The sequence below is a fragment of the Stenotrophomonas sp. YJH_SMC_46 genome (genome assembly GCF_059370315.1).
The window spans coordinates 294,165-310,599 of the sequence record NZ_JCAFTO010000004.1 but is presented as its reverse complement, the minus strand read 5'-3'; the positions used below and the strand labels follow the sequence as shown (position 1 = coordinate 310,599).

The following is a 16,435-nucleotide window of genomic DNA, read 5'->3' as shown; positions in this document are numbered from 1 at the left end:
CATGAGCCCGCGCACTCAGCCGGCGAAGTGCTCGTATCCGCTCGGGCCGTCGTGGCCTTCGGTATGCACGCCCTGCCCTTCCATGATGCGGCCGATGCGGGTGATCGGCAGATCCAGCGATTCGGCGAGGTAATGCAGCGCGTCGCGCTGGTCGGCAGCTGCCGTGAAGCACAGTTCGTAATCGTCGCCGCCGTGCAGCGCGCACTCACGGGCAGCATCGCGGCCCAGCAGTTCGCGCAGCGCCGCAGACATCGGCAACGCATCGGCATCGACTTCGGCACGCACACCGCTGCGTGCCGCGATGTGGCCAAGGTCGGCCAGCAACCCATCGGAGATATCCACGGCCGCATGCGCGAACGCACGCAGGCGCAGGCCGAGGGTGACGCGCGGGGTCGGCCGCAGCAGGCGCAGGCGCAGGCTTTCGTAATCGGCCAGCAGCGTGGCGGTGGCCACGTTCAGCGCCCCCTGCTGCCACAACCGCAGCGCACCGGCAGCGTCGCCGAGGGTGCCGCTGACCCAGATGTCATCGCCAATCTGTGCGCGATCACGACGCAGCGCCTGGCCGCGCGACACCTGCCCCATCGCAGTGACCGACAGCGACAGCGGGCCACGCGTGGTGTCGCCACCAATCAGGGCGATGTCGTGCTGGTCGGCCAGTGCGAAGAAACCGTCGGCGAAGGCCTCGATCCAGTCTTCGCTGGCTTCCGGCAACGACAGCGCCAGCGTGCACCACGCCGGGCGCGCGCCCATCGCGGCGAGGTCGGACAGGTTGACGGCCAGCGTCTTCCAGCCGATATCGAACGCCGGCGTTTCGGCCGGGAAGTGCACGCCGCTGTTGAGCGTATCGGCGGTGACCACCAGCTGTTCGTTCGGGCGTGGCTGCAGCAGTGCGGCGTCGTCGCCAATACCGAGCACGATGTCGTCGCGCTCGGCGGTGCGGGCGCGGATGCGGTCGATGAGGGCGAATTCAGCCAGGGACATGGGGCGTTCCCGTGGGGGTGGCGGCGATATCGGGCATCGGTGCCAACCAGGGTTGGCACCCACCAGAAGCGGAGTCAGGGCCGGTATCGACCCAGCAGGTCACGACCCGTCCAGGACGAGCAGAACCGGGTCAGTGACCCGATTCGACCTTGCGCCATTCCACGGCGGCACGATCCAGCACGCCGTTGACGTAGGTGTGGCCGTGTTCGGAACCGAAGCGCTTGGCCGATTCGATGGCTTCGTTGATCACCACGCGGTACGGCACATCCAGGCGGTAGCGCAGTTCGTAGGCGGCCAGGCGCAGCACCGCGCGTTCGATCGCGTCCACTTCCTCGATGCCACGGTCCAGGTACGGGCCGAGCGCTTCGTCGATGTCGCGACGGTTGTCGAGCACGCCGTGCAGCAGCGCCTCGAAATACGCCAGGTCGGCGATTTCGCGGGCCTGCTCGTGGGCGAACTGGGCGATCAGCGACTGCGCGTTGCCACCGGAGATCTGCCAGGCGTAGATGGCCTGCACGGCACGACGGCGGGCGCGCGAGCGCAGCACCGGATCGACGCCATCGCGGCGGACGGGTTTACCGGAGGGCTTGCCCTGGGTGTTCTTGTTCATGGCAGCTGCTCCAGAAGATTGACCATTTCCAATGCGGCGAGTGCGACTTCCTCGCCCTTGTTGCCGTGGCTGCCGCCTGCGCGGGCCTCGGCGTCTTCAACGCGTTCCACCGCCAGCACGCCGTTCAGCACCGGCACGCCGAAGTCCAGCTGCACGCGCATCAGGCCTTCGGCGCAGCGGTCGGCCACGTGTTCGTAGTGGCGGGTATCGCCACGGATCACGCAGCCCAGGGTGAGGATGGCGGCGTGTTCATGGGCCGCGGCCAGGCGCGCGGCCACCAGCGGCAGCTCCCAGGCACCCGGCACGCGGATCACGTCGATGTTGGCTTCGGTGATGCCGTTGCCGGCCAGGCTCTGGCGGGCGCCAGCGACCAGCGTATCGGTGATGCGGGCGTTCCAGCGGCTGGCCAGGATGGCGAAGCGCGCCGATTCGGGAGTGCGAAGATCGCCTTCGTAGTGGCTCATATGCGGCTTGGGGGACTCGATAAGGGGGTAATTCTAGCGTGGATGGGCCCCGGCCGTGGCTGGCGGGGGCCTGGGGAACCCGCCGGGCATGGCCCGGCGCTACCGGATTAGGGGGCGCCGGGGTAGCGCCGGGCCATGCCCGGCGAGCGCAGCGGGCGCGTTACGGGGTAACCGTCTCCACCACTTCCAGGCCGTACCCGGCCAGGCCGATCTGGCGGCGCGGGGTGCCCAGCACGCGCAGCTTGCCCAGGCCCAGGTCGGACAGGATCTGCGCGCCGGCACCGTTGCGGCGCCATTGGCTCACGTCCTTGTCCTTGCCCGGCACCACCGGCGCCGGCTGCTGGCGCAGGCGGGCCAGCAGGGCCTCGCTATCACGCGGGGCCTGCAGCACCACCATCACGCCACTGCCTTCAGCATCGATCGCACGCAGGGCATCGGTGGCGGCCACGCCGAAATCGTCGCGGCGCCAGTGCAGCAGGTCGGCCAGCGGGTTTTCCACCTGCACCCGTACCAGGGTGGGGGTGTCGGCATCCGGCGTGCCACGGACCAGGGCGAAATGCAGGTCGTGGGCGATGCGGTCGCGGTAGGTGACCAGCTTGAACGGGCCGAATTCGGTGTCGATCTCGCGCTCGTCCACGCGTTCGACGGTCTTTTCAGTGGCCAGGCGGTAGGCGATCAGGTCGGCGATGGAGCCCATCTTCAGGCCGTGCTCGCGGGCGAACACTTCCAGTTCCGGGCGGCGCGCCATGCTGCCATCCGGGTTCAGGATCTCCACCAGCACGCCGGCCGGTTCCAGCCCGGCCAGCATGGCCAGGTCGACGCCGGCTTCGGTATGGCCGGCGCGGGTCAGCACGCCGCCCGGCTGGGCGATCAGCGGGAAGATGTGGCCCGGCTGGTGCAGGTCCGACGGCTTGGCATTGGGCTTCACCGCGGTGCGGATGGTGTGCGCGCGGTCATGCGCCGAAATGCCGGTGGTGACGCCCTCGGCAGCCTCGATGCTGACCGTGAAGTTGGTCTGGAACTGGGCGGTATTGGCCTGCACCATCGGCGCCAGGCCGAGGTCGGCGGCGCGGGTGCGGGTCAGCGGCAGGCACACCAGGCCACGGCCGTGGGTGACCATGAAGTTGATGTCACTTGCCTTGACCAGCTCGGCGGCCATGATCAGGTCGCCTTCGTTCTCGCGGTCTTCGTCATCGACGATGACCACCATGCGGCCCTGGCGGATGTCTTCCAGGATTTCCGGGATCGGGGCGAAATTCATGCGACGTCTCCCTGGGGGTGTTGACCGTTGGTCGGCACGCTGATCAGCCGCTCCACGTAACGGGCGACCAGATCGATTTCCAGGTTCACCGCGCTGCCCACGCCGGTGGCGGAGAAGGCGGTGTTGGCTACCGTGTGGGGGATCAGGGCGACTTCAAAACCCTCATCGTCCACTTCGTTGACGGTGAGGCTGACGCCGTCCACGCAGATCGAGCCCTTCCTGGCTATGTAGCGGCGCAGCGAGGCCGGCGCGGCGAAACGCCAACGCTGGGCACGCGCGTCTTCGTGGATGGACAGGACCTGGCCAAGGCCGTCGACGTGGCCGCTGACCAGATGGCCGCCGAGGCGGTCGGTCGGCCGCATGGCGCGCTCCAGGTTGATGACCGCCCCTTCGCCCAGCTGGCCCAGCGTGGTCAGGCCCAGGGTTTCGGTGGAGGCATCGGCTTGGAAGCTGCTGGCGTCGAATGCGATGACGGTGAGGCAGACGCCGTTGATGGCAATGCTCTCGCCCATCTGCACGTTGTCGAACGGCAGGTTTCCGACATTGAAGGTGAAGCGGACATCGCCGCCGATGGATTCGCGTGCGGCCAGACGGCCGACGCCTTCGATGATTCCAGTAAACAAGAAACGTTCTCCGCGGAATGTGAGCGAAAAACGCCGCAAGGCAAACAGGCGGGCGCAGGGCATGAGCCCTGTGGCACCGTCTTCTTTCATCCGGACTATGACCGTCGGCTCCGGCATTGGACCGGATCTGCTGACCCCCGGCCGTGGGCCGGGGCGCTCGCGGGCTCGTGCTTGCGCACCTACCGCCGGTGGGGAGTTGCACCCCGCCCTGAAGACGTTTGTGTACCGGCGAACCGGCGTGGCCAGTGTACCAGCCCGGGCTGAACGGGGCTGGATGCCACAGCTGTGACGGCCGTCGCTCGCAATTTGTAAAACTTTCATTAAAATTCGCAGCGGACGACATGAGGTCGCCCACGGGTAGCCGAGAGGGCTGGCCCGCCAATGGACTGAAATTCACAGGAATTCCCATGCGCAAGATGCTGATCGTGGCCGCCCTGCTGGCCGCCGCCCCGCTCTCGGCTTCGGCCGACGCCCTGAGCTACACCTACGTCGAAGGCGGTTGGACGCAGGTCAAGGTTGACGACAACGCACTGGACGACCCGAAGGTCGACGGCGGCTACCTGCGTGGTTCCGTGGCGATCGCCGAACAGGTCCATGTGTTCGGTGGTTGGACCTACGCCAGCAAGTCGTACAACTACGACTACGGCTCCTACAAGCTGAAGCTGAACCAGCCGGAGCTGGGCATCGGCTACCACATGCCGTGGACCGACCGCGTCGACTTTACCGCTGACGCCGCCTGGGTCCGCCAGCAGGCCGAAATCACCGTCAACTCCGATTTCTACGGTCGCCTGCGCAACAAGGACCACACCAACCTGGGCCGCGTCACCATGGGCATCCGTGGCAAGCCGTCGCGCATGACCGAAGGTTGGGTCAAGGCCGGTTACATGGACGGCGGCAACAACTTCAAGGGCACCTGGGTCGGCACCGTCGGCGGCCAGATCAACTTCACCAGGACCTGGGGTCTGGTGGGCGAGATCTCCGGCTACCGTGACGTCACCCAGTACTCGGCCGGCGTGCGCGCCAGCTTCTGATCCAACGATCGCTCCTCGTCGTGCGATCGAACGGGCCCCGCAAGGGGCCCGTTTTTTTGGCCGGGGTACACCGCCATGTGACCTCTGGCCGCCATCGAAAGTAGCGCTGGATGCGCTAGGCTTGCGCGCCTCTGGAACAGGAAAACACCGTCATGAAGACCCCCACCCGTACCCTTCTGGCCAGCGTGCTGCTGTGCGCCCCGCTGTTTGCCAGCGCTGCACCGGCCCAGCTGACGCCCGAGCAGGCCTTCGACCTGTACGCACGCGTGTTGCTGGAAGACGACGCGGCCGCCACGCGCACGCTCAACGACGCACTGAAGCCGGCCTTCGAAGGCCAGGACGCCGTGACCCCCAACCCGGGTGCGCTGGCCAAGGCATTGGCCGAACCCTGGCAGACCGTGCTGGCCAGCGCCGGTGACAAGTCCGACGCTGCGGCCACCGAAGCGCTGTATGCCAAGGCGCTGCGTGATTCGAAGTGCCGCGCGACCAAGAGCGTGGTCGAAGACAACGAATACGTTGAAGACCAGAAGCTGGCGCGGATCACCTACAGCTGCCAGCTGCCCGACCTGGGCAAGGTCCGCCCGCTCTTTGCCGCCAGCCTCGCGTCTGACGCCAGCCCGGCCGCGCGCAAGCAGTTCACCGATGCCTACACCCAGGCACTGCAGAGTGGCGTGCGCGTGCCGGTCAGCGGCACCTTCACCCTGTACCCGGCCAAGGACAACGGCTACTGGTACAGCGGTAATTTCGATGATCTGGTGGGCACCGTAGCCGGTGCGCTGGCGCCGTTCGAGGACTGGATGCAGGATGCACAGGCCGCCAGCGCGCCGAAAGTAACCGGCGTACCGGGCTGCGACCTGCTGCTGCAGCAGCACCGCGCCTGCGTGGCGAAGATCGCGCCGGAGCAGATCAGCGGCGTGGATGCGATGGCCGAGGAACTGAAGGCCAAGGCGCAGGTGCAGTCGGCCGAGGAGATGACGCAGGAGTGCAAGGCACTGCGGCCGATCGCCGAGATGATGTGGACCGACGAATGCGCGTGAGGTGGTAAGCGGTAGCGCCGGGCCATGCCCGGCGGTTCCATCCCACGACATGCGCCGGACAATGCCCGGCGCATGTCATTGCGCTACGACCGCAGCAACAAGCGGATGTCCTCACCCACCTGCCGCTGATCCACCACGTGCAGCCGCCGCTGCTGGTCCATCGCCTCGATGCCGAGGCCGGCCAGCAGCGGACGACCGTTATCGCCCAGCAGCGTGGGCGCCTGATACAGCAGCAGTTCGTCCACCCAGCCGCCGCGCAGCAAGGCACCGGCCAGCGTCGCGCCGGCTTCGGTATGCACTTCGTTGATGCCACGTTCGGCCAGCAGCGCCAGTACCGCGCCCAGGTCCAACCGCCCATCAACACAGGGCACGCTGGCAAACTCGGCGTCGGCCGCATCCGGTGCGCTTACTGCTGCGCCATGCAGGTACAACGTCGGCGCCCCACCCTCGCGCACACGGCTGCATTCCAGCGAACGCAGGCGTGAATCGAGCACCACGCGCAGCGGTGGCATCACCTCGGTATCGGCCAGGCGCACGGTCAGCATCGGATCGTCGGCCAGCACGGTGTCGGCGCCGGTCAGGATCGCACCCGCACGTGCGCGCCAGTGCTGCACGTCTTCGCGCGCGGCCGGACCGGTAATCCACTTGGAGCTGCCATCGGCCATCGCGGTACGGCCATCCAGGCTGGCGGCCAGCTTCACCCGCAGCCACGGGCGGTTGCGCTCCACGCGCGACAGGTAACCCTTGTTGAGCTCGCGCGCCTGCGCCGCCATCAGCCCTTCGGCGACCTCGATGCCTGCATTGCGCAGCAGATCGAAGCCACTGCCATCGACCTTGGGGAACGGATCGCGCATCGCCGCGACCACACGCGACACGCCCGCTTCGATCAGTGCCAGCGCACACGGTGGCGTGCGCCCGTAGTGCGCGCAGGGTTCCAGGGTGACGTAGGCGGTGGCGCCACGGGCGTCGCTGACGGCCTCGCGCAGCGCGAACACTTCAGCATGCGGGCCACCGGCGCGCTGGTGCCAGCCCTGCCCGACCACGCGTTCGCCATGGGCGATGACGCAGCCGACCATCGGATTGGGACGGGTGGTGTAGGCGGCACGCTCGGCCAGGCGAAGTGCGTTGGCCATGTGCAGGTGGTCGAGGACGGAGAACGGGGTGGTCATGCGGCCATGGTAACGCCGCCGGTGTGGATCCATGCCGTCAGTGCCAACCAACGGTTGGCACCCACCAGTGAATGCGGCCACCGGTGCCCACCAAGGTTGGCACCCCCAAGGCAGAGGCAGTCAGCCTTTCTTTTTCTTGGTCAGGGCAATCACATCGCCCAGCAGCTGCAGCTGTTCGGTACTGGCCGGCAGCTCGCGCTCGAGCTTCTCGATCTCCTCGCGGAAATCGGCCACGTCCTCGAAGCTGCGGTACACCGAAGCGAAGCGCACGTAGCCCACGTGGTCGAGCTTGCGCAGTTCGTTCATGACGAACTCGCCAACCTTGATCGAGGGCACTTCGCGCTCGCCGCTGATACGCAGCTGGTGCACCACCGCACGTACCGCTGCTTCGATCTTTTCTTCGGGCACCGCGCGCTTCTGCAGCGCGCGATCGAACCCCGCGCGGACCTTGCGCTGGTCGAACGCTTCACGGGTGCCATCGCTCTTGACGATGGCCGGCAGCTTCAGCTCGACCGTTTCCAGGGTGCTGAAGCGCTCGCCGCAGGCTTCGCATTCCCGCCGACGGCGAATCGTCGCGCCGTCTTCAGAGACGCGCGAGTCGATGACCCGGGTATCGGCATGTTGGCAGAAGGGGCAATGCATGGAACGCCTGGCTCAGGGAGCAATTGCCACGGTCATGGCAGCGTCGCAAAGGTACCTGAGAAAGCGTTCGGCAGCAAATCCGGGCAGCGCTCGGCCGTGGTCGGGGAGTGTCGGGCGCCAGCACTACCACCGTGATGCGTAGACCGTAGACCCAACGCCCCATCGCGGCTCGTCGGAGAATGGCCGTTCGGGGCGGAGATACCGGCGGCGCGCACACCGGGCAACTCATTTCTCCAGCTTTGCCAGCCATCGCAAGTGCAAGCTCAGGCTGGCCCAAGGCGCACCGAAGACGATCAGGAAAGGCATAACCAGCAATAGTCCGGGGTCCCACCCAATCGCCGCAAAGAGCATCGCCGCAACTGCCGCCGCCTGGACTGCAGAAACAATGGGCAAAGCCTCCAACCAGGCAGCTTTGGAACACAGCCCCTGGGAACCTGCAGTCCGCCAGGTGTTCGCCAGCATCGGCGCTGTGTAGGCACTCCATACCGACATGAGCGCCCAACTTGCGGCGGCCATCAGAAACACTTCCGATGGCTGGCGGCTGAGCCATGCCATCAGAAGCACCAACGCGATCAATGCCCCCGCCAGAGCACATGGAATGGAAAACAGCAGGAGATGCAGAAGCAAACCAACAGGCTTCTGGCGACCCGGCGTGTTCATGGGCTACCCCGGAATGAAGACTGCGGAAAGGTTGAGCGGCAGGTTTTCCGCACACCATGCAATTTGTCTGAAAGTCAGCTGCGTGGGAGAGTCGACGTTCGTGCTCCCTGCGCAGCCACACCAGCCGCCCCTCCATCACAAGCAATCGCGGCCCATGCCCGAGCAACTCCAGCGTCGATATCTCTCATTGCTTGACGGTGATCTACAACGTGGCGGCGACCATGCCGAAGGCGAATCGGCACGCCTGGCTCAGGGGAATACCTGCTGGCACGGTCATGACTGAGTCGCAACAGCACTTGAGAAGGGCCCGACCAGCAAACTCGGCTTCACTTCACTTGTCCGCTGGCTTTCGACAGCCATCGGAAGTGGCAGGCAAGGCTGATCCAGGGAGCCCCCCAACCGATTGCCAATATCAGCAGTATCGGATGCACTCCAAGACTTGAAACTGTTATCACCAACGCGGACACAGCCTGAGCAGCTGAAACTAGAAACAGCGTTCCCAGCACTGGCGCGGCGGGCTTCAATCCATCCGGTCCGTGCATCTGCCACGTGTTTGTGAGCTGGTAAACAGGCGGGATCGCCGTCACGGAGAGCAGACCCCACATCGCAAGCAATCCAAGAACTGCGCTGTTGTCACCGCCACGCGCCCATACCCCTAGCAGCAACAGCAGCGAACCCAACAGGCCAGCCAACGCGCAGGGAATGGAAAAAAGAAGGCTGTGGAGAAGCAGGTAGAGGCCGTGTCGGCGGCGCCAGGGTTGCATCGGGGGCTCCTTTCAGTAGTTCGGAAGACCCTAGTTCTGACGCCTGCAGCACACCATGCAATTTCTCTGAAACTTCCAACCACCAGTCACACAGCGTCGGTCGCGCCCCGGCGCAGCCACGCCAAGTGCCCGGACATCACCAGTAGCGGCGGGCCAAACCCGAGGAAGCCCAATGTCGAGATCTCGCCATTGCTGATCGTGGAGTACAGCGTGGCGACGACCACGCCCGACGCGGCCAAGCCACCCAACGCCAGGCCGACCCAGGCCATGACCGGTGATTGGCGAAGGCCGGCAACACCGCGCCACAGGAACAGCCCGCTCAGCCACAGCCACGACAGCAGGCCGATGATGCCGGCCGACGACCACAGCAGCAACAGCGTGTACTCGTCGCCCGTCAGGTACTTGCCGTCCCATACGGCCATCAGCCCCAGCACGGCACCCGTGCCGCCTGCCGCCACGGTGGGCAGGCCCACCAGCAGGCCGGCGATCGCCATCCAGCGCTTGTGCAGGCGCTCATCCATGCGTTCGATGTCCTTCCATGGGCCACGTCATGCCCGGCGCTTGATCCACACCAGCATCGCAGCCGGCACCAGCATCGACGGGCCGAACAGCAGCAGGGCGATGCCTTCGGCGTGGACGGTGCTGCTCCACCACAGCGCCAGCCCCAGCGGGGGCACGGCGGCAAGACCGCCGGCCAGCAGCATCCACCACCAGAGGCGATGCACCTGCAGCCCGGCACGCCCCTGCAGCAGATACCCGGCGCTGAGCCACAACCAAGCCAGGCAGCCGGCAATGCCGGCCAGGCCCCACAGCGGCATCACGGTCACCGCAGACAGCGTGCCATGGCCGAACTGGCCCAGCCCCGTCAGCAGCAGCATCAGTGCCGCAACGCCGCCGGCCACCAGGCTGGGCAGGCCGAACAGCACGGCCAGGGTGGCGTACAGGTATCTGAGGCGGCGCTCATCCATGCGCGATCGCTGCAATGCCGGGGTCAGAGCCCTTCCCTGCGGGAAGAGGTCCGACCCCAACCCGATCAGCCGTAGACCGGGTACTTGCGGCACTGCGCGCTGACGGCGTCGCGCACGCGGGCGATGACGGCGTCGTCGTTCGGTGCATCGAGCACGTCGGCAATCCAGTTGGCCAGGTCCACGCAGTCCTGTTCGACGTAACCACGGGTGGTCACCGCCGGGGTACCCAGGCGCAGGCCCGAGGTCACGAACGGCGAACGCGGGTCGTTCGGCACCGAGTTCTTGTTGACGGTGATGTGGGCCTTGCCCAGCGCGGCTTCCGCGTCCTTGCCGGACACGTCCTTGCCGATCATGTCCACCAGCATGAGGTGGTTCTGGGTGCCGCCGGAGACGATCTTGTAGCCGCGCGCGATGAGCGTATTGGCCATCGCCTGGGCGTTCTTCACCACCTGCTGCTGGTAGGTCCTGAAGGCCGGTTCCAGCGCTTCCTTGAAGGCCACGGCCTTGCCGGCGATGACGTGCATGAGCGGACCGCCCTGGATGCCCGGGAACACGATCGACTGCAGCTTCTTCACCAGGTCTTCGTCGGCGCCCTTGGCGATGATGATGCCGCCACGCGGGCCGCGCAGGGTCTTGTGGGTGGTGGAGGTCACCACGTGGGCGTGCTCGAGCGGGCTCGGGTAGACGCCAGCGGCGACCAGGCCGGCCACGTGGGCCATGTCGACGAACAGGTAGGCACCGACCTTGTCGGCGATGGCGCGGAAGCGCGCCCAGTCGATCACCTGCGAATAGGCCGAGAAGCCGGCAACGACCATCTTCGGCTTGTGCTCCAGGGCTAGGCGCTCGACTTCGTCGTAATCGATCAGGCCCTGGTCGTTCACGCCGTACTGCACGGCGTTGAACAGCTTGCCCGAGGCATTCACCTTGGCACCGTGGGTGAGGTGGCCGCCGTGGGCCAGGCTCATGCCGAGGATGGTGTCACCCGGCTGCAGCAGGGCGAAGTACACGGCCTGGTTGGCCTGCGAGCCGCTGTGCGGCTGCACGTTGGCGTAGTCGGCACCAAACAGCTGCTTGAGGCGGTCGATCGCCAGCTGCTCGGCAATGTCCACGTATTCGCAGCCGCCGTAGTAGCGCTTGCCCGGGTAGCCTTCGGCGTACTTGTTGGTCAGCTGGCTGCCCTGGGCTTCCATCACCGCCGGGCTGGTGTAGTTCTCGCTGGCGATCAGCTCGACGTGGTCTTCCTGGCGCTGGGTCTCAGCGGCGATGGCCTTGGCCAGTTCGGGATCGTAGGTTTCGATGCGGACGTCACGCGGGAACATCGGGTACTCCAGCAGGCAGGGAAAGGGGTACGGCTCAGCCCCTGATTGTAGCCCCGCCCCGGCCTGCCGGGGCCGAAAAGGCCGGGGCCGGCACTCCCGAAGGAATCCGGCCCCGTATGGTTTCCAGGGATGTTGTGGGATCAGGGCCCTTTCCGTTGGAAAGGGATCCGACCCCGGCCGCGATCCTCAGCGACTGTTGATGATGTAGTCGGCGATGATGCCGGTCGCCACCGCCACCAGCAGCATGTTGCCGCGGTCATCGCGGATCCAGTGGTGCCCATGCGGCGGGCGGCGCAGGTGGTAGCGCGGGTAGTCGTTCACCACGTAGATCGGGCCACGGTAGTAGTCGCGGTAGCGGTGGCCGACCTTCCAGCCGTAGCCCGGGCCATAGGCCGGTCGATAGACCACGCGCGGCGGCGGTGCCGGGCGGTAGTAGCGGTCATGGTCGCGGTGCCAGTCGCGGCGGTCGCGTTCCCAGTCGCGCCGGGCCTCGCGGCGGTCGCGTTCCCAGTCACGGCGGTCCTGTCGCCACTCGCGGCGGTCCTCGCGCCACTCGCGGCGGTCGTGGCCGCGGCGGTGGTCGTTGTCGGCGAAGGCGGGAGCCACGGCACCGAGCGCCAGCACAGAGGCCACGGCGCTGGCCATTACTCGATTGATGCGCATGTCAGACCTCTGTTTGGGTGGTGGTGAGCCCATATTGCGCAACCGATCTGAACCGTTTCCGGCTGGAAACGCTTCCCGCTGCAGGACTGTGACGGAGTATTCAGGCCACGGCCAGCCGGCGCCCCTGCGCCGGGCGCGGCCCGGAACCGGTTCCGGCTATAATTGGCGGCATTCCATTCCAGTCTGTGCCCGCTGCCGCAACGGGATGTTCCCGTGACGGGTCGGGTGCAGGGCCGCGCCTACGGAGACCTCATGTCGTCGCAATACATCTACACCATGAACCGCGTGTCCAAGGTGGTCCCGCCCAAGCGGCAGATCATCAAGGACATCTCGCTGTCCTTCTTCCCGGGTGCCAAGATCGGCCTGCTGGGCCTGAACGGCGCCGGCAAGTCCACCGTGCTGAAGATCATGGCCGGCGTGGACACCGATTTCGAGGGCGAGGCCCGCCCGCAGCCGGGCATCAAGGTCGGCTACCTGGCGCAGGAACCGGAACTGGACCCGAACAAGACCGTGCGCGAGTCGGTCGAGGAAGGCGTGGGCGAAGTGCTGCAGGCGCAGGCTGCGCTGGAAGCGGTGTATGCCGCCTACGCCGAGGAAGGTGCCGACTTCGACGCGCTGGCCAAGGAGCAGGAGCGCCTGGAGGCGATCCTGGCCGCCGGTGATGCGCATACCCTGGAAAACCAGCTGGACGTGGCCGCCGATGCGCTCCGCCTGCCGCCGTGGGATGCCAAGATCGCCAACCTGTCCGGTGGTGAAAAGCGCCGCGTGGCGCTGTGCCGCCTGCTGCTGCAGAAGCCGGACATGCTGCTGCTGGACGAACCGACCAACCACCTCGACGCCGAGTCGGTGGAATGGCTGGAACAGTTCCTGGCGCGCTACACCGGCACCGTGGTGGCCGTTACCCACGATCGCTACTTCCTGGACAACGCCGCCGAGTGGATCCTGGAACTGGACCGCGGCCGCGGCATTCCGTGGAAGGGCAACTACACCGAATGGCTGGTGCAGAAGGATGAGCGCCTGAAGCAGGAAGAAAACCAGGAAAAGGCCCGCCAGAAGGCGATCCAGAAGGAACTGGAGTGGTCGCGCCAGAACGCCAAGGGCGGCCGTTCCAAGGGCAAGGCCCGTCTGGCCCGCCTGGAAGAGCTGCAGTCGCAGGATTACCAGAAGCGCAACGAGACCAACGAAATCTTCATTCCGCCGGGCGAGCGCCTGGGCAACATGGTGATGGAGTTCAAGAACGTCTCCAAGAAGTTCGGCGACCGCCTGCTGATCGACAACCTCTCGATGCTGATTCCGCCGGGCGCGATCGTCGGCATCATCGGCCCGAACGGCGCCGGCAAGTCGACCCTGTTCAAGATGATCACCGGCCAGGAAAAGCCGGATTCGGGCGAGATCGTGATCGGCCCGACCGTGCAGCTGTCCTACGTGGACCAGAGCCGCGACAAGCTGGAAGGCAACCACAACGTCTTCCAGGAAATCGCCGGCGGCCTGGACATCCTCAACATCAACGGCATCGAGATCCAGTCGCGCGCCTACATCGGCCGCTTCAACTTCAAGGGCCAGGACCAGCAGAAGATGGTCGGTTCGCTGTCCGGTGGTGAGCGTGGCCGCCTGCACATGGCCAAGACCCTGCTGCAGGGTGGCAATGTGCTGCTGCTGGACGAACCGTCCAACGACCTGGACATCGAAACGCTGCGTGCGCTGGAAGATGCGCTGCTGGAGTTCCCGGGCAACACCTTCGTGATTTCGCACGACCGCTGGTTCCTGGACCGCATTGCCACGCACATCATCGCTTTCGAAGGCGACTCGCACGTGGAGTTCTTCCAGGGCAACTACCGCGAGTACGAGGAAGACAAGAAGCGCCGCATGGGCGACGACGCTGCGCCGAAGCGCCTGCGCTTCAAGGCGCTGAAGTAAGCCCCGCCGCAGAAAACGAAAGGCCGCGCTCGCGCGGCCTTTCGTCTTTCAGGCGTTCCTGACGCCCGCCTTCCGGGCGTTTTCGCTGGCCGCGATTCAACCGTTGATGAACGCGGGCGCCTCAAGCGGGCTTGAATCCCTGTCGTAATCGGACTTTGCAATTCGTTGTATGTTTCCGCGCGCCCACATCGGTTTTCCTACGCCCCGATTCATCCCCCAACGTAGGAAATTCCAATGAAAGCACTGATCATCACCACGGCAGCCGTGATGCTGTCGGGCACCGCCACGGCCGCGACCACCGACTGGGACGGCTTCTACCTGGGTGCCCAGGCCTCGCATGGCGAGGGGCACAGCAAGGACCGCAGCAATGCCAACGCCTCGGAAAAGAGCGTGCGCGGCTTCACCGGCGGCGTGCAGGGCGGCCGTCGCTGGCAGTTCGACAACAGCATCGTGGTCGGCGTTGAAGGCACGCTGTCGTTCGGCAACGTCACCCGTGACTGGAAGGATCGCGAACAGCACCAGTACAGCCCGTACTACGGCGAAGACGCGCTGACCCGTTCTGGCACCCTCGATGTAACGCTGGGCCGTGCGATGGGCCGCTGGCTGCCTTATGTCGGCGCGGGCGTGACCGTGGCCCAGCAGGAATTCACGCTGGGCTGCGACAAGTCGCTGGTGGAGGCCACCAACGGCTGCCGCGTGGCCGAGTTCGAGACCCGCGCCTCGCACCTTTCCACCGGCGCCCACGCCACCGCAGGCGTGCTGTACCGCTTCAACGAGCGCCTCTCGGCCGGTGCCGAATACCGCTACACCCACCTGGGTTCCAGCCCGGTGACCCTGGAAGACCCCAACTACCCCGCTGCGGCGCGTCGCAGCTTCCATACCGACTACAGCAGCGTTACGCTGAAGTTGAACTACCACTTCTAACCGCCTGGCGACGTACCCGCAGGTCCCCCGGGGCGGCAGGGCGCGCAGGCATGAGAGATCTGCGATGTCCCTGTTCGAGCGCCTGTTCCAGCTGCAGCAGCACGGCACCACCGTGCGCACCGAGCTGCTGGCCGGTGTCACCACCTTCCTGACGATGTCTTACATCGTCTTCGTGAACCCCGAGATCCTCGGCACCACCGGCATGGACGCCGGCGCGGTGTTCGTGGCCACCTGCCTGGCTGCTGCACTGGGTTCGGCGGTGATGGCGCTGGCCGCCAACTTCCCGGTCGGCATGGCACCGGGCATGGGCCTGAACGCGTTCTTCGCCTTCACCGTGGTTGGTGCTGCCGGCCTGCCGTGGCAGCAGGCGCTGGCGGCGGTGTTCATCTCCGGCCTGGTGTTCCTGGTGCTGTCACTGACCGGCGTTCGGGCATGGCTGGTATCGGGCATTCCTTCGTCGCTGCGCTCGGCCATCGTGGCCGGCATCGGCCTGTTCCTGGCGATCATCGCGCTGCAGAAATCCGGCGTGATTGTCGGCAATGAAGATACGCTGGTGGCACTGGGACCGTTGAACACGGCGCCGCCGCTGCTGGCACTGGCCGGCTTCCTGCTGATCGCGGTGCTGGAAGCGCGCCGCGTGCGTGGTGCGATCCTGATCGGCATCCTGGCGGTGACCGGCGCCGGCTGGGCATTGGGCGATGTGCAGTACCAGGGCCTGGTTTCGCTGCCGCCGAGCCTGGCGCCGACCTTCCTGCAGCTGGACCTGCCGGGCCTGCTGCACCATGACGGTGGTGCGCCGATCGCCGTATTGCTGCAGGTGGTGCTGGTGTTCGTGCTGGTGGAAGTGTTCGATGCCACCGGCACGTTGTACGGCGTGGTCGGTCGCGCCGGCCTGCTGAAGCTGCCCGGCGCGCAGAAGCGTTTCGGCCGCGCGCTGCTGGCCGACAGCACCGCCATCGTGGCCGGTTCGGTGCTCGGCACCAGCAGCACCACGGCCTTTGCCGAAAGCGCCTCGGGCGTGCAGGTGGGCGGCCGCACCGGCCTGACCGCATTGGTGGTGTCGGCACTGTTCCTGGCCGCGCTGCTGTTCTCGCCGCTGGCGTCGATGGTGCCCAGCTATGCCACCGCACCGGCGCTGCTGTTCGTGGCCGGCCTGATGCTGCGCGAACTGGTGGAGGTGGACTGGAGCGACCTGACCGAATCGGTGCCGGCCGCGCTGTGTGCGCTGGCAATGCCGTTCACCTACTCCATTGCCAACGGCCTGGCCTTCGGCTTCATCGCCTATGCCGCGCTCAAGGCGGGCACCGGCCGCTGGCGCGAAGTGCATCCGGCGGTGTGGCTGGTGGCGGTGCTGTTCACCCTGCGCTACGCGCTGGAATGATGCCTGGCTGAGGGTCGGTCG

18 protein-coding genes and 1 riboswitch are annotated in these 16,435 nt (G+C 66.4%); of the genes, 5 read left to right on the top strand and 13 right to left on the bottom strand.

The window, feature by feature from the left end:
- Positions 1–15 precede the first annotated feature (15 nt).
- From thiL to AC5P8C_RS15005, 5 genes are all read right to left on the bottom strand, one after another.
- On the bottom strand, positions 16–981 hold the full coding sequence (gene thiL / locus AC5P8C_RS15025) for a thiamine-phosphate kinase (protein WP_495219014.1): 966 nt from the start codon (positions 979–981) through the stop codon (positions 16–18).
- A 130-nt stretch (positions 982–1,111) separates the two neighbouring features.
- Positions 1,112–1,591: a transcription antitermination factor NusB gene (gene nusB / locus AC5P8C_RS15020; RefSeq protein ID WP_005408062.1), complete on the bottom strand. Its 480-nt coding sequence runs from the start codon at positions 1,589–1,591 to the stop codon at positions 1,112–1,114.
- Positions 1,588–2,055: a 6,7-dimethyl-8-ribityllumazine synthase gene (ribH, locus tag AC5P8C_RS15015; RefSeq protein ID WP_010481977.1), complete on the bottom strand. Its 468-nt coding sequence runs from the start codon at positions 2,053–2,055 to the stop codon at positions 1,588–1,590. The genes nusB and ribH overlap by 4 nt, the downstream gene beginning before the upstream one ends.
- A 160-nt stretch (positions 2,056–2,215) precedes the next feature.
- On the bottom strand, positions 2,216–3,316 hold the full coding sequence (gene ribB, locus AC5P8C_RS15010; RefSeq protein WP_495219013.1) for a 3,4-dihydroxy-2-butanone-4-phosphate synthase: 1,101 nt from the start codon (positions 3,314–3,316) through the stop codon (positions 2,216–2,218).
- Positions 3,313–3,939, bottom strand: a complete 627-nt coding sequence (locus AC5P8C_RS15005; protein ID WP_026347132.1) for a riboflavin synthase — start codon at positions 3,937–3,939, stop codon at positions 3,313–3,315. Before AC5P8C_RS15005 ends, ribB begins: the two co-directional genes overlap by 4 nt.
- 74 nt (positions 3,940–4,013) lie before the next feature.
- Positions 4,014–4,159, bottom strand: a riboswitch (FMN riboswitch).
- Positions 4,160–4,346: 187 nt separating this feature from the next.
- Between AC5P8C_RS15005 and AC5P8C_RS15000 the strand changes: the two genes are divergently transcribed.
- Together AC5P8C_RS15000 and AC5P8C_RS14995 are read left to right on the top strand one after the other, a co-directional pair.
- Positions 4,347–4,970 (top strand): outer membrane beta-barrel protein, encoded by a 624-nt coding sequence (locus AC5P8C_RS15000; protein ID WP_019661039.1) that lies wholly within the window; start codon positions 4,347–4,349, stop codon positions 4,968–4,970.
- A 152-nt stretch (positions 4,971–5,122) separates the two neighbouring features.
- Positions 5,123–6,007: a hypothetical protein gene (locus tag AC5P8C_RS14995; RefSeq protein WP_134958451.1), complete on the top strand. Its 885-nt coding sequence runs from the start codon at positions 5,123–5,125 to the stop codon at positions 6,005–6,007.
- An 83-nt stretch (positions 6,008–6,090) separates the two neighbouring features.
- Here AC5P8C_RS14995 and ribD read toward each other — a convergent pair whose 3' ends face one another.
- The 8 genes from ribD to AC5P8C_RS14955 form a co-directional block, all read right to left on the bottom strand.
- A complete protein-coding gene (gene ribD / locus AC5P8C_RS14990; protein WP_495219011.1) occupies positions 6,091–7,176 on the bottom strand; it encodes a bifunctional diaminohydroxyphosphoribosylaminopyrimidine deaminase/5-amino-6-(5-phosphoribosylamino)uracil reductase RibD in 1,086 nt (361 codons plus the stop codon).
- A 120-nt stretch (positions 7,177–7,296) separates the two neighbouring features.
- Entirely contained in the window at positions 7,297–7,818 is a 522-nt protein-coding gene (nrdR, locus tag AC5P8C_RS14985; RefSeq protein ID WP_019661036.1) for a transcriptional regulator NrdR, read from the bottom strand.
- A gap of 225 nt (positions 7,819–8,043) precedes the next feature.
- On the bottom strand, positions 8,044–8,478 hold the full coding sequence (locus AC5P8C_RS14980; RefSeq protein ID WP_146257500.1) for a hypothetical protein: 435 nt from the start codon (positions 8,476–8,478) through the stop codon (positions 8,044–8,046).
- A gap of 326 nt (positions 8,479–8,804) precedes the next feature.
- A complete protein-coding gene (locus AC5P8C_RS14975; RefSeq protein WP_005415254.1) occupies positions 8,805–9,242 on the bottom strand; it encodes a hypothetical protein in 438 nt (145 codons plus the stop codon).
- A gap of 86 nt (positions 9,243–9,328) precedes the next feature.
- Positions 9,329–9,763 (bottom strand): hypothetical protein, encoded by a 435-nt coding sequence (locus AC5P8C_RS14970; protein ID WP_495219009.1) that lies wholly within the window; start codon positions 9,761–9,763, stop codon positions 9,329–9,331.
- Between the two features lie 27 nt (positions 9,764–9,790).
- Positions 9,791–10,210 carry a hypothetical protein gene (locus AC5P8C_RS14965; protein ID WP_495219007.1) on the bottom strand — a complete coding sequence of 140 codons (420 nt, stop codon included), beginning with the start codon at positions 10,208–10,210 and terminating at the stop codon, positions 9,791–9,793.
- Between the two features lie 65 nt (positions 10,211–10,275).
- On the bottom strand, positions 10,276–11,529 hold the full coding sequence (gene glyA, locus AC5P8C_RS14960) for a serine hydroxymethyltransferase (protein WP_111096754.1): 1,254 nt from the start codon (positions 11,527–11,529) through the stop codon (positions 10,276–10,278).
- Between the two features lie 186 nt (positions 11,530–11,715).
- Entirely contained in the window at positions 11,716–12,192 is a 477-nt protein-coding gene (locus AC5P8C_RS14955; protein ID WP_019661032.1) for an RcnB family protein, read from the bottom strand.
- Between the two features lie 252 nt (positions 12,193–12,444).
- Here AC5P8C_RS14955 and ettA point away from each other — a divergent pair, with 252 nt between their 5' ends.
- The 3 genes from ettA (at position 12,445) to AC5P8C_RS14940 (ending at position 16,414) form a co-directional block, all read left to right on the top strand.
- Positions 12,445–14,109 carry an energy-dependent translational throttle protein EttA gene (ettA, locus tag AC5P8C_RS14950; RefSeq protein WP_005415249.1) on the top strand — a complete coding sequence of 555 codons (1,665 nt, stop codon included), beginning with the start codon at positions 12,445–12,447 and terminating at the stop codon, positions 14,107–14,109.
- A gap of 234 nt (positions 14,110–14,343) precedes the next feature.
- Complete coding sequence (locus AC5P8C_RS14945; RefSeq protein ID WP_058980447.1) at positions 14,344–15,033, top strand: outer membrane protein; 690 nt, start codon at positions 14,344–14,346, stop codon at positions 15,031–15,033.
- Between the two features lie 64 nt (positions 15,034–15,097).
- A complete protein-coding gene (locus tag AC5P8C_RS14940) occupies positions 15,098–16,414 on the top strand; it encodes an NCS2 family permease (protein WP_019661030.1) in 1,317 nt (438 codons plus the stop codon).
- Positions 16,415–16,435 lie beyond the last annotated feature (21 nt).